The organism is Parashewanella sp. 2304DJ23-3, from assembly GCF_056591695.1.
In genome coordinates this window covers 191,997-206,192 of record NZ_JBWQOH010000001.1, presented here as the reverse complement: position 1 = coordinate 206,192, position 14,196 = coordinate 191,997, and the positions used below count along the sequence as shown (strand labels likewise).

At 40.0% G+C, this 14,196-nt stretch carries 11 protein-coding genes; 3 read left to right on the top strand and 8 right to left on the bottom strand.

Translation table 11 applies throughout. The annotated features are described in order from the left end of the window. Positions 1-116: 116 nt before the first annotated feature. From AC1EU2_RS00940 to AC1EU2_RS00905, 8 genes are all read right to left on the bottom strand, one after another. Positions 117-1,427 (bottom strand): hypothetical protein, encoded by a 1,311-nt coding sequence (locus AC1EU2_RS00940; protein ID WP_480296118.1) that lies wholly within the window; start codon positions 1,425-1,427, stop codon positions 117-119. Between the two features lie 231 nt (positions 1,428-1,658). After that, a complete protein-coding gene (locus tag AC1EU2_RS00935; RefSeq protein WP_480296117.1) occupies positions 1,659-3,362 on the bottom strand; it encodes a proline--tRNA ligase in 1,704 nt (567 codons plus the stop codon). Positions 3,363-3,443: 81 nt separating this feature from the next. Beyond that, a complete protein-coding gene (locus tag AC1EU2_RS00930) occupies positions 3,444-4,067 on the bottom strand; it encodes a DapH/DapD/GlmU-related protein (protein WP_480296116.1) in 624 nt (207 codons plus the stop codon). Positions 4,068-4,073: 6 nt separating this feature from the next. Continuing rightward, a complete protein-coding gene (gene tsaA / locus AC1EU2_RS00925) occupies positions 4,074-4,781 on the bottom strand; it encodes a tRNA (N6-threonylcarbamoyladenosine(37)-N6)-methyltransferase TrmO (RefSeq protein WP_480296115.1) in 708 nt (235 codons plus the stop codon). Further along, complete coding sequence (rcsF, locus tag AC1EU2_RS00920) at positions 4,774-5,145, bottom strand: Rcs stress response system protein RcsF (protein ID WP_480296114.1); 372 nt, start codon at positions 5,143-5,145, stop codon at positions 4,774-4,776. The genes tsaA and rcsF overlap by 8 nt, the downstream gene beginning before the upstream one ends. A 46-nt stretch (positions 5,146-5,191) precedes the next feature. Continuing rightward, positions 5,192-6,475, bottom strand: a complete 1,284-nt coding sequence (locus AC1EU2_RS00915; RefSeq protein WP_480296113.1) for an amidohydrolase family protein — start codon at positions 6,473-6,475, stop codon at positions 5,192-5,194. A 12-nt stretch (positions 6,476-6,487) separates the two neighbouring features. Further along, positions 6,488-9,541, bottom strand: coding sequence for an amidohydrolase family protein (locus tag AC1EU2_RS00910; RefSeq protein WP_480296112.1), 3,054 nt, complete (start codon positions 9,539-9,541; stop codon positions 6,488-6,490). Positions 9,542-9,699: 158 nt separating this feature from the next. After that, positions 9,700-10,092 (bottom strand): H-NS histone family protein, encoded by a 393-nt coding sequence (locus tag AC1EU2_RS00905; RefSeq protein WP_204998946.1) that lies wholly within the window; start codon positions 10,090-10,092, stop codon positions 9,700-9,702. Positions 10,093-10,617: 525 nt separating this feature from the next. On the opposite strand from AC1EU2_RS00905, the gene AC1EU2_RS00900 reads away from it, so the two are divergent. The 3 genes from AC1EU2_RS00900 (at position 10,618) to AC1EU2_RS00890 (ending at position 13,979) form a co-directional block, all read left to right on the top strand. Further along, complete coding sequence (locus tag AC1EU2_RS00900; RefSeq protein WP_480296111.1) at positions 10,618-11,367, top strand: electron transfer flavoprotein subunit beta/FixA family protein; 750 nt, start codon at positions 10,618-10,620, stop codon at positions 11,365-11,367. Then, positions 11,368-12,294, top strand: a complete 927-nt coding sequence (locus AC1EU2_RS00895) for an electron transfer flavoprotein subunit alpha/FixB family protein (protein WP_480296110.1) — start codon at positions 11,368-11,370, stop codon at positions 12,292-12,294. A 125-nt stretch (positions 12,295-12,419) separates the two neighbouring features. Beyond that, complete coding sequence (locus AC1EU2_RS00890) at positions 12,420-13,979, top strand: Na+/H+ antiporter NhaC family protein (protein ID WP_480296109.1); 1,560 nt, start codon at positions 12,420-12,422, stop codon at positions 13,977-13,979. Positions 13,980-14,196: the final 217 nt, after the last annotated feature.

Genomic DNA, 14,196 nt, shown 5'->3' with positions numbered 1-14,196 from the left:
CCTTGTGCAATTTATGGTCATTACAAAATGTAGCTAAAAATATTTAAGTTGTCGACGGCCAACAGGGAGTAGCTAAAAATAAGTAATTCTCGAGCTCAGAAAACAGAAATTTAATTTCACACCCGCTCTAAGGTAATTAAATGAGGAACGGCTGTTTTGTTTCGACTAAAATGATCTTGTAACCCTGTTTTAAGATGCGTAACTTGATTATCATTATGTTTAATCCAAGAGTCGTTCACCCCTCTTTCCAGAGTATAATAGTGTCCACTTTTGGAACCACTGCCTGAATGTACTACCAAAGCTTTAATTTTGAATTTGCATTTTGCAACTTCTTTAGTTGTATTATTGAACAGGTCAAGTTCGAACACATCTTGTTCTGGAATGAGTGCTCTTGCTTCTGAAGTGCGTTTAACAGCCTCTCCATAATCATCCATGCCGGTCACTGTTGCTTGTAGCCTGATTGTAGTGAGTGCAGCTGGATTATTACAGCCAATACGACTAAATCTACTTGTGTCTCCCCAGGCTGGATCTGTTCTGTTATAGGTATCACTAGACTCATGAGAAAATTTATCTACTAAAGTGCCTTCACCTTTCAGTTCTATTGGATAGTAAGTAGGCGGATTGTTGTCTGTTTTGTAATCAATTTCGTTTGGGTTTGATTGACGTACCATTCTTCGGCACATACGGAGTTCATTATCCTTATCACGTAAGCCCGTTATGTGGTAAATAAGCTGCCCGAACTCGTTTGGGTCATGTTGTCGATTTGCTTGTGTAATAAACATTCTCTTCATACATTTAATAAAATCCTGATCGTTCTTGTCACTCGCAGAATTAGGGTCTTGTTTAGCAAAGGCTTTAAGCTCTTTATAAAATGTATCAAAAAGACGATCGACATCTTTTTTAGTTAATTGTCCATGCTTGAAAGCATGGCATGCATCAGATAATCGAGCAAAAGCAATGGCGAGATTTTTGTGGGCTTTAGGCTTGTTTTTGGTATATTCAATTACTTGATCTGTTATCTTTTGCGGGTTGTCTATTATGATTTGCTTTAATGCTGCGTTCATAAAGCAAGTTTGGTTTTTATTTACGAAGCCAGGGAGTCTTTCCGCAACGGTTGTATCTTCATTAAAAAACTTACCAATTGCTTTTGATTGAGTGCTTCGGATCTTGAAGATATTTAGCACGTTGAGAAAACTTCGAACTCCTCCTACTCGATTAAAGTCAAACGTTTCGGCATCTTTGCGAGTTACACGATAAGTTCTGACTTCAGAACGTTTACTTTTATAATTATAAAACTCGAGTTTTACCTCTTTTGTCTGCCCCACCTCAAGATCTGGTAATACTGATTTAACTGCCATTTCATCGAGAATAAATACCTTACGGGTATCGGGGTTCCAATAGAGACGACCTGATACTGCTAGTGACATACTATTCTTCACGACGGTAGTGGGCTTTGAAATTATTTTAGCAGCCTTGTTATTCATTCGAGGTTAAAGATAGTTTATAAAGTGTGAGTACTTGCCATGTGTGGGATTGAAAGGAACGCGGCTTCTACTATGGTTTAACTTTTACTACTTAGTGTGATGGTCGAGATTAAAAACTAAGCGAGTTAACCATTTCTGATTAATCCGCTCAGTAATACAGTTGAGTAATAAGAATTACAAAGACTTAATAAAGTCTAACAACCCATCCATCGGGATATCTTGTTTCTCACCAGTCTTACGATTCTTGTACTCAAGTACGCCGTTATCGATGTTACGATCACCAATAACGATAGTGTGAGGCACACCAACGAGCTCCATATCCGCAAACATAACGCCTGGGCGCTCTTTACGGTCATCGAACATCACTTCTAAACCAAGTTCTTGGCAATCTTGATACAGTTTCTCTGCAAGTTCTTTAACTCGTGGAGATTTATGCATGTTCATTGGCAGGATGCCAAGTTTGAAAGGAGCAATTGCATCCGGCCAGATGATGCCACGGTCATCGTGGTTTTGCTCAATAGCTGAAGCCACAATACGACTTACACCAACACCATAACAACCCATGAGTAATACTTGAGCTTTACCTTGTTCATTCAAAACGGTAGCGTTCATCGCTTCAGAATACTTAGTACCCAATTGGAAAATATGACCCACTTCGATACCACGAGCAAAGGCGTAAGTGCCGCCGTCAGGTGTGGCTTCACCTTCAACTACATTACGGATATCTGCAGCTTGAGCTTCTGGTAGGTCACGCTCCCAGTTGATGCCAAAATAATGTTTGTCATCAACGTTTGCACCAGCAGCGAAATCACTCATTACAGCAACACTGTGGTCAACAACAATTGGCATGTCGAGTTTGACTGGACCTAATGAACCAGGACCTGCGCCAATAGCGGCACGAATTTCTTCGTCAGAGGCAAAAGTTAATGGCGACGCGACAGCATCAATTTTATCAGCTTTGATCTCGTTCAGCTCATGATCACCACGAACGATTAACGCTACTAATGGTGCCTCTTCTGTCGCCCCTTTAACAATAAGCGTTTTAACCGTTTTAGTGATGTCTAAATCAAACTGCTCAACGAGCTCAGCAATGGTTTTTGCATTAGGCGTGTCAATTAAGCTCATTTCTTGAGTTGCTGCTGCGCGTGCTTCTGTTGGCTTAAGTGCTTCGGCACGCTCAATGTTTGCAGCATACTCACCTGTTGAAGAGTAAGCGATCAAATCTTCACCGCTTTGTGCTAAAACATGGAATTCGTGTGACATATTGCCACCGATAGAGCCTGAGTCAGCCAGAACCGGACGGAACTCCAAACCAATACGAGACAGAATATTGCCATATGCTGAGTGCATTGTGTGATAAGTACTATCCATTGTCTCTTGATCTAAATGGAAAGAGTAAGCGTCTTTCATCAAGAATTCACGTGCACGCATCACACCAAATCGTGGACGAACTTCGTCACGGAACTTAGTTTGAATTTGATAAATACTTAAAGGAAGTTGCTTATAAGAGCTGACTTCTTTACGGATGATATCCGTGATGATTTCTTCGTGAGTAGGACCTAACACGAAGTCACGGTTATGACGGTCAGTAATACGTAGTAATTCAGGGCCATATTCTTCCCAGCGGCCACTTTCTTGCCACAAATCACCCGGTTGCACCATCGGCATTAAAATTTCGCATGCACCAGCTTTTTCCATCTCGTCACGAACGATGGCTTCAACTTTTCGCAATACTTTTAAGCCTGTCGGTAACCAGCTGTACAAGCCTGAGGCGTTGGCACGGATAAGACCAGCACGTAACATAAGCTGGTGGCTGATTACTTCTGCATTTGCAGGGGTTTCTTTTTGTGTTGATAGCAGGTATTTGCTAACTCGCATGACCCTAGTCCAGATAAAAATTTGAATGGCAAGTATTCTAGCTCAGCTGCACAATTTTGTTAATGCTGAACAACTGCTTATTCAAGAAATAGTTGCTTTATCTCTTCTCTCTCCGATTACACGAGCAGGATTTCCTGCAACTATGGCAAAATCAGGAACGTCTTTGGTGACAATAGAGCCCATGCCAATGACGGCTTGATTGCCTATGGTTACACCGTCGACAATACCCGCTTGAGCACCTATCCACACATCGATACCAATTTTGACACCGCTTGACGTTACGGCTTGCTGATAGATAGGAGCGTCTGGTGCCATTCCGTGATTGAAAGCATAAATGGTTACGTTATTGGCGATACGAGTTCGGTCGCCAATTTCAATCCCAATTTTACCTCCATCAATTGAGCAGCCATGATTGATAGCAACTTCATTGCCTATCTTAATTGGACCGTGAATAAAGCTGTCAGCGGCAATCATGCAGTGATCACCGATAATGATATTGCGATTTGGCTCTGCAAATAGGTTAGCCTCAGGAGCGATAAAACAGTTTTGACCTATGGTTACAGTCTCTAGCATAGAAAGCTCTTGCTGAATTTGTTGCTGCCAAGGTAAGGCCCATTTTTTTTGTTTGTCTTTTAACTTGAAGTACAGCCATGGCATGTAAGACAGACGTTTTTTATGTTGAGTTTGGTAATCGATATTGCTCATTTCGGCTTAATTTATTGGTTCTATTTGAGATACAACAATCGTATTTTGTTGAACATGCCATTGAATATTCAAATCGTAAAGGCTAATAAAGTACAGTTTATCGTCGTGTTTAGTTTGTTTGTAGGCAGGGCGAGGATCTTGCGCAAGCACTTGTTGAATGAGGGTTTTGAGCTTTGTATGATCGTCAAAGGCTTGTAATTGTACTTCGGCTTTATTGGTGAATTCAACAATCTTTAACTTTGGTTCTTCCTGAGCAATTCCGCCGTTAGCTTCTTCTATGGAGTCAGAATAGGGGATGTAGGGTTTAATATCCAAAACAGGCGTGCCATCAAGCAAGTCCATTCCAGAGATCTCAAGTTTAACTTGATTGTTTTCTTTAACGACTCTTTCCAGTTTAACTACTGATTGACCGATTCCATTAGGGCGGAACGTAGAGCGTGTCGCGAAGACGCCCATTTTTTCGTTGCCGCCAAGGCGAGGCGGGCGAACTTTTGCTTTAAACCCTTGAGTTAAATTTTCATGAAAACTGAACAGTAACCAAAGGTGAGAGTATTGCTCGATTCCCTCAATAAAATCTGAGTGGTTATATTGACCGCTAAGTTCAATGAAACCTTTAGCTTCAACTAAACCAGGCTGTCTTGGTATACCGAATTTTTGTTTAAATGGCGTGCGACAAAAACCAACGGCTTCTATTTGCTGGGTAAAACTATTCATCTAATTTAATAGCCTGGCCACTACAAAGCACATGAGATAAACACGCATTGGATTCATTAAGGGATGCACAGCTTCGAATTATTACACCATTAGCACCTAAGTCTGCGGCTTTTTTTCTTGTCGCGGTGCGAGCATCTGACTCGGTTGCAATTTTGTCGCTACTCGATAATTGGCAAGCTTCACCTGTGACTAACCCTAAAGATTTGTAAGCTTTAGTTGGCAAAGAATTTGTGTGGAAAACCTTTACATCACCCGCTTTGAAATATTCTTTAAAATTGTCTTTGTCTAAATTGCTGTGAAACGAATAAGAGCCAGAGCAACCAGAAAGTAATATTCCAGCGAAGATCAAAAGTGCGTTTTTCATTATTTTATTCCCATAAAAAAGGGCTGGAATTCCAGCCCTTATGATTCTAACGCTTTAAATATTTCTGATAAAGCTGGTTATGTCGGTTATTTAAGTCGACTTTTCGACCATCAATATAAAGTGATTCAATTTTTGCCGTCGCTGGGTCAAGAATATCACCGCTTGAAATCAAGAAGCTTGCTTGGTAACCCTTTGCGATTGCGCCAATATTATCGAGTTTTAATATTTTCGCTGCGTCTGAAGTAATGGCTTTAAGTGCCTCTTCTTTAGTTAAACCATAAGCTACAGCTTGCCCTGCTGCGAAAGACAGGTTTCTTGCATCCCAATCTGCTGAGAAGCCTAGTGCAAATGGTACACCTGCTTGTTTTAGTAATGCCGGTACTTTGTAAGCTTGTTCAACAGGTTCATCACGACGTAAAGGCAAACCAAGCGTGTGGTTGTAGATAACCTTAGCTTTTATTTCATTTAAGCTTGGAGCTACACGCCATGCGTCATAACCACCAACAATAACAAGTTCGAAATTGTATTTACGGGCGAGGGCAATAGCTTGCTCAATTTGCTCTTGCTTCTGAGCGTGCACAAAAAGCTGACCTTCACCTTTATAAAGCGGTAACATTGAAGCTAGCTTTTGGTCGCCTTGAGGTTTTTTACCTGCTTTGCTTGCTAAGTAAAAACGGTAACCATCTTCAAAGGCTTGCCACACTTTTTTAGTGCGTTTTTGTACTTGCTCTTGCTGCTTCTTCAAGGTTTTTGGATTAGAAGAACGCCATCTGATTGAAGGCCAGTACAAATGCATTTGATGATCAGACTTAACAATTGCGTCATTCACATTCCAAGCATCCATATTTACAACGATAGATTGACCCGCAATCCCCGTACCTGACGGCACGACTTGAGCGTAGGTGATACCGTTATAACGAACCGTTGGGATAATTTCTGAGTCAGCATTATAAGCCGTTTTTGGATTAAGCTGCGGGTTTACATCTCCGATTTCAAACTTGTCGACAGTTTCACGCACAAGTGATATCTCAACTAAACCAAGGCTCGTATCGAGTGCGATCAACCCCGGGTAAATATGCTTACCCGCAAGATCTATTACCTTAGCATTGGTAGTATCGACTTGTTCAGCAACGTTAATAATTTTTCCATTATCAACACGCAGCTGACCATTATTAATAACGCCATCTTTAGCGGTATGAATCGTGGCATTGGTAAATACCATTGCTTGTGTTTCAGGTTTTGCTGGAACGATATCATTCGCCATTGTGCTGCTGATGTTTAAACCAGAAAGTAGGGCAATAGCAGCAGTAAATTTAATTGTATTTTTCATTGTATTGCCTCCTTAATGGCTATGCTGGCTGTGTTCACCCCAAGCGTGGTAAACGGTTTCACAATGCCATTCAGGTTCTTTCTTCGGAATAAACGGAACACCTTGCTTCGCTTTTTGACCACTGTTTAGAACCTTTTGCATCAAGGCTTGTCTTTCTGCCGCAACTTGTTTTTGAGCTTTTAAATCTTGCTCTTTATCGAAGTAACGTGCGCCTTCAACCCAAACTTTTTCAGCTTTTGCATAGACAGACAATGGTTTGTCGCTCCATAAAACGATGTCAGCCATTTTGCCTTCTTTGATTGAACCAACGTACTTTTCAACACCTAACTGTATTGCTGGATTGATGGTTACCATCTTCCAAGCATCAGCTTCACTCATATCACAATAAAGGATTGATTTAGCTGCCTCTTGGTTTAAGCGACGTTGCATTGAATAATCATCAGAATTGATTGAAGTCACTACATCTTTATTGTTCATTAAGCAGGTGTTTTGTGGAATGGCATCATAAACTTCAAATTTATAAGCCCACCAATCTGAGAACGTTGAAGCTCCAGCGCCGTGCTCGGCGAGTTCCTCAGCAACTTTGTAGCCTTCAAGTACATGAGTAAAGGTTTTAACTTTAAAGTCGTAAGCCTTAGCAACTTCTAAGAACATTAAGATTTCAGAGCCAATATAAGAGTGAATATGGATATCACGCTTGTCATTTAAAATCTCTGAAACTGCTTCTAAACGGTAATCAATTCTTGGGGCAACGACTTTGCGCTTCGAGCTGCGACGTAAGTCATCATATTGTGCTTTTTCAGCTTGATACTCTTGTGCTGCATCGAAGGTTTGTCTGAATAGCGTATCAACACCCATACGGCTTTTAGGGAAACGACGACTATATTTGTCCCCCCAGTGAGTTTGTTTAACGTTTTCACCTAGAGCGAATTTAATACTGGCTTGCGCTTTATCAAATTTCAGGTTCTCAGCCGTTTCACCCCATTTCATCTTGATGTATTGGGCTTGACCGCCAATTGGGTTTGCACTGCCATGTAGTAGCTGGGCACTGGTAACACCGCCTGCAAGTGCACGGTAAATAGAAACATCATCAGGGTTGACCACATCACCGATACGAACTTCGGAAGTAACAGAATATGTGCCTTCGTTTACGCCACCATTGATAGCAATGTGTGAATGTTCATCAATAATACCGGCTGTTACGTGCTTATCTGTACCATCAATGACTTTATAACCACGAGGTGTGGAGAGCGATTGGCCAATCTCATCAATCTTACCGTCTGCAATGATGATGTCAGTATTTTTAAGAACACCATCTTTTTCAGAAGTCCAAACCGTTGCGTTTTTAATATGTAGGTTTTCTGATTTAGGTAATGCAGACAAACCATATCCTACATTTGGATGAGTCAGATTACTGATGTATTCAGCGGCTTTTGTTACTTTATTATCTTTTGCTTTTGGTTCAGTCGCATCACCAGTTCGAGCTGCTGCTACGTTAACGACTTCACCAGCGGCTGTTTCCATACGACCGCTCAGTTCATTATCATCGAGCCAAAGCACAAAGCGGTTAGTGCCTGTATAACCTGCGTCTTTTAAGTCTGCAGTGAAAGTAAGTCGACCACCTTTGAACTTTACATTTTTCAATGGAACTTGTTTTTCACCAATAGTAAGGTCGGCCTGTAATTTTTTTGCTTGTTCAACTTCAAGGCTAAAATCGAGTTGATTGATTTGTAGTTGATACTCACCAACAACTTGACCTTTGTTACGATCAGCAAACTTATGCTCTTGGCCTTGAGTAAATACACTGTAAATTTTGCCATCTTCAAAAATATCACCTTTGGTAATGACAAAGTCGGCCATATACCCAGGTTTAAGTTGACCCGCAATGTCATCAATTTGAGCGATTTCTGCGGCATTAGTCGTTAATGCGGCAAGAGCGGCTTCTTTCGATAATCCTGCATTAATCGCTTTCTTCAGCTGTGGCCAAAAGTCTTTGTTTTGAATCCCTTTCATAGTGAAAGCAAACTGAACGTCCGATTTTTCAAGGGCAGCAGGATTTGATGGTGCGCGTTCCCAATGCCTTAAATCTGCGAGGCTCACTTCTGTAGCGGCGTCTGCATCAGTAACACTTGGTGCTTTAGGAAAGTTCAAAGGAAGAACTAATGAATAGTTTAATGCTTTTACTTCATCAATTCGGCTATATTCTTTACCTGTTGCAACTTGTATTGGCGATAATTCAAATTCTGAAAGTAATCTAGCAGCACGTAATTGACTGTTTAAGTTCTTTGTCTCGAATATAATTTTTTGCTTATCAAGGTTATTTAACTTTTCTAATGCAGCATTGAATTCAATATTATTTGGTGAACTTACTGTTCCAGATTTTGAATAATTAGCGTTGTACCAATTCGCATCCGAAAGCGTTTGTCTTAATAAAGCAATCGAACCCATTAATGATGCTGGGTAATCTTGTTTAGAACTGCCTTTATTAAATGACATAAATTGATTGGTTCGAGCGTTATAAATAATTTCATTAGCAATATTATTAGATAATGAAACTGAAACGCCTCGGCCCTGAATTATACCGTCCAGTTTTGCAGACTGAACACTAGTAAAGCCATTTTTAATCCAAGCTTTTGCTTTTTTAGTTTCAGGCTCAACAACTGAGTACCATTCCATTTCTGAATGAATGGCTGAGTTTTCAGCATTACCACCAATTCGTTTAATGTCGTAAATTGGCTTCTTATCTTTATTTTCTGGGTATTTATAGTTAATTGAGTATTCTGAAATCGGATCGATAAACCCTGGATAAATAGTATAGCCAGTAAGATCAACGGTAAAAGCGTCAGTGGGTACGTCATTATTCTTTATAACGGCTTTTACACGGTTGTTTTCAACTAATAATGTTGCATTTTTTAACTGCTTGTTCGGAGCAACATAAATAGTGGCATGGGTATAGGCGGTGAGTTTATTATTGGGTTTTACAATTGGCACACTGGCATAGGCAAAATTGGCTGAAACGAGCGTAGCGCCTGCAATTGTGGTAATCACTTTGCTTTTATTTATCATTGTTCCGTGTGAGAGTTGATTAGGGGAAGACCTAGCATACTAGATAGCTAAGTGTTAATAGAAGGTTTTTTTGTAACCATTTTTGATCAAAGGTTACTTTTGAGTCAGACATTAAAAAAGGCCCAATAATATTGGGCCTTTTTTAAGGAAGAGTGAAATTATTCTTGTATTAAAAAGTCATCTAAAGATTTACCGCTATCAACTTCACTTTTAAATACGGTTGGCATGCGACCTTGACCTGTCCAACGAATAGTCTCACCATCAACAGTGATTTCGTATTTAGGTGGACGGGGAGCACGTTTTTTAGGCGCTGACTTTACATCACCTAAATCGTCAACTGAAAGGCCGATTTCTTCCATTTGCTTACGAATAGCTTCAATTTTTGCATCACGCTCTGCGTTTGCTTTTGATTCTAATTCAGCGAGCTCTTTACGCTCTACAATAATTTTATCTAGTTTAGTTGCTAAATCTTCAAGCTCTTCAATAGATAAATCTTTTACGGCAGCTTTAAAACGGCGTCCATGGGTTAAAATTTCTAAAAAGTCGCTCATATTGTCAGTTCCGCTTTTATATTTAATTTAAGTTGAAAACTAAGGTTATAAATTTATCAAAATATATAATATGTTGTAATTTATATTTTAGCAAATACTAATGTGCTTATTTAATTGATAAAAATAGTTTCAGAATTATTGATAATTTTAAATAGTAAAAAAGTATTTAAAACTTAAAAAATGTGAAATAAATAATTAAATCAATATTTATAAGTATCAACTAACCTTACTTAAATTTACTTTTCTTAATTAATTGGTAAATGATTACCTTCAATCAATTACCTCGACTTATTGATGCACAAATCGCAATCCTTAACAAAGCAGATAAATTCTCAATTTTCGACTTCGGAGGTGCCTTTCCTTTTAGCAGGTCAGATGATCTGAGTATTCATTGGGTGTTAGTTGACGTAAACGTCAACAAGTTATAAAGTGATGCGCAATAACACTATGACTAATTGTATTTTGGTGTGTTGATAGTCAAGAGTCACTCTCAAAATACCCTTAAGCTTTAATAAAGGAAGCCCTATGAAAGTATTGGTACCAGTGAAGCGCGTCGTCGATGCCAATGTAAAGGTCAGGGTAAATGCTGATAACACGAAAGTGGATACAGCAAACCTGAAAATGGCAATCAACCCGTTTTGTGAAATTGCAGTTGAAGAAGCTGTCCGATTGAAAGAAGCTGGCGTTGTTTCTGAGGTTGTTGTTGTAAGCATTGGCCCTAAAGTGGTTCAAGAGCAAATGAGAACTGCAATGGCACTGGGTGCAGACCGAGGTATTCAAGTTGATACTGATAAAGAGTTAGTACCACTTTCATTGGCGAAAATTTTAAAATCAATACAAGCTCAAGAAAATGCAGATATCGTGCTGTTTGGTAAGCAATCGATTGATGGTGATAACAATCAAACGGGTCAAATGTTCGCAGCATTAACGGATATGCCACAAGCAACGTTTGCCTCTGAAGTAAAAATCGAAAACGGTAAAGCCGTGGTAACTCGTGAAGTTGATGGTGGTCTTCAAACATTAGCGATGCCGCTTCCTGCTGTGATCACTACAGATTTACGTTTGAATGAACCTCGCTACGCTAAATTGCCTGATATTATGAAAGCTAAGCGTAAGCCACTAGAGGTGATGTCTATTGATGATTTGGGCATCGAGCTAAAAGAGCATCAAACTGTATTGAAAGTGACGCCTCCAGCCGCACGTGAAGCGGGTATTATGGTTTCATCTGTTGATGAATTAGTCGAAAAACTACAAAACGAAGCGAAGGTGATCTAAATGGCAATTTTAGTATTAGCAGAACACGATAATGCCAACCTAAAGCTTGATACGGCTAAGACGGTTTCAGCAGCACAAGCGATTGGTGGAGATATCACAGTAATAGTGGTTGGTCACGAGTGTGGTGCTGTAGCAGATTCAGCAAAAGCATTAACAGGTGTCAGTAAGGTTCTTGTTGTCGATTCGACAGAGTATTCAGCACAGCTTGCACAAAATGTATCGAAAGTGCTTTTAGATGTTGCTTCAGACTACGACTACATTTTGGCCCCTGCGTCTACAACAGGTAAAGACGTACTTCCTCGTGTTGCTGCGTTGTTAGACGTTGCGCAAATTTCTGAAGTCATTGAAGTGGTTTCAGCCGATACATTTGTACGTCCCGTGTACGCAGGTAATGCAATGGCAACCGTACAAAGTCATGATGCGAAAAAAGTAATGACTGTTCGCGTCAGTGCTTTTGAAGCTGCAGGTAACGAAGGTAATGCAGAAATTGTTACGCTTTCAAATTCTGAAACCGCAACGACTGAATTTGTATCTCAAGAACTGACTAAGTCTGAGCGCCCTGAACTTGGCAGTGCCGGTGTCATCATTTCTGGTGGACGAGGCATGGGCAGTGGTGAGAACTTTGCGATTCTAGAGCAATTAGCTGACAAATTAGGCGCCGCTGTTGGTGCATCGCGTGCCGCAGTGGATGCAGGTTTTGTTCCGAACGATATGCAAGTGGGTCAAACAGGTAAAATTGTTGCACCTGACTTATACATTGCTGTTGGTATCTCTGGTGCGATACAACATTTAGCGGGTATGAAAGACTCTAAAGTCATTGTAGCTATTAACAAAGATCCTGAAGCGCCGATTTTCCAAGTCGCTGATTATGGTCTAGAAGCTGATTTATTTAAGGCTCTACCTGAGTTGACAGAAAAGTTAAGTTAATTAACTATCAAATTACATTGCATATAAATCAGTGATCTTAATCACGCTAAAAGGCTCTAGGATAGTAAACTTAGAGCCTTTTGTGTTTGAATGTTCGGCTAACTTTTTATGCAACCTCATACATTATGAATGTATTTTCTTATTCTGATTCGGCGTTTTCGGTAATACCGCCATTTTTGGCTATCGTATTAGCGATTATTACAAGGCGAGTACTTATATCGCTCGGCGCTGGCATTGTTATCGGTAGTTTATTGCTCACAAAATTTGAGTTTATAAATACCGCCTCTTATTTAGTGAATGCTGTCTCTGAATTGTTCTGGGTTGATGGTGCCATCAATACTTGGAACTTATATATATTAATATTTTTAATATTACTGGGTTCTATTACCGCAATAATTACGGTCAGTGGAAGTGCTAAAGCTTTTGCTCAATGGGCGAGAACCAGAATCAAAAGTAAACGCCACGCCAAGCTACTCACCATGGCTTTAGGTGTCATCATTTTCATCGATGATTATTTCAACTCATTAGTCGTTGGTTCTGTCGCACGACCATTAACGGACAGGTATCACGTTTCACGAGCTAAACTGGCCTATTTGCTTGATTCTACTGCGGCACCAATTTGCGTCATCTCGCCAGTATCAAGTTGGGGTGCATATATTATTGCTTTAATTGGCAGTATTTTAGCAACTCATGGCATGACAAATTCGAGTTATCTAGGGACATTTGTTGAAATGATCCCTATGAATTTCTATGCCATTTTCTCGCTATTACTATTGTTGAGTGTTGCGATTTTTACTTTTGATATTGGTCCGATGCGTAAACATGAGCGCAACGCACAAAAGGGTGAACTGTTCGACGAGAAAAAAGGGCAACCTCCTGGAAGCCTTGCTGACTTGCCCGAAGCTAATGATGGCTCTGTATCAGGTTTATTTTTGCCGATTATTACCTTAGTAGCAGCGACACTGTTCTTTATGATTTTTACGGGTGCTCAAACACTTGAAAAAGAATCTATTGAGTTTAGTGTGATTAAAGCCTTTGAAAAGACGGATGTAAGCCTATCGTTGGTGCTTGGTGCATTATTAGGTTTGATAACAACTTTTGGCTTGGCTTTAAAGCAAAAGCTGTCATTTTCTGAGATATCAAATGCACTGACCCACGGTGCTAAATCCATGTTGCCTGCTATATACATTTTACTTTTCGCATGGACCATTGCAGAGGTGATTGGTCAATTAGAAACGGGTAAATACTTGGCTCATATTGCTATGGGGTCAATACCTGTTGAGCTGCTTCCTGCTGTGATGTTTGCATTGGCCGGTATCACCGCTTTTTCAACTGGAACCAGTTGGGGTACATTTGGGATTATGTTGCCAATTGCTGCGGATATGGCAATGGGCAGTAATTCAACGATGATGTTACCTATGCTTTCCGCTGTACTTGCGGGTGCGGTGTTCGGTGATCATTGCTCACCTATTTCTGATACAACCATTTTGTCCTCAACAGGTGCCAGCTGCCATCATATCGATCATGTCGTCACTCAATTACCCTATGCATTAATTGTCGCATTTATCAGTCTTTGTGGTTATTTAGTGCTTGGTTTTACTCAATCGGTATTATCTGGGTTCTTAACATGCACAGCGTTATTTGTTGTTGTCTTTATCTATCTTAAAATTCAAAAAACGAAGTAGCTGATGATAAGTTTCTTCAGAATTTTGGTATTCAGATTTAGTGTAGTACAAGGCGCAACGAAGGGCGCATAGCAATAGCTATGTAACTAAAGTAGCAACGCAGTAATGCGCTAAAGATGAAAATCAAAATGTTAGAAGGCTTATGGTCGGTTACTTAGATAGTCTTTTCTATTTTGGCAATGGTATTAACATTCACTTTGTTGATATCATTGCTCAA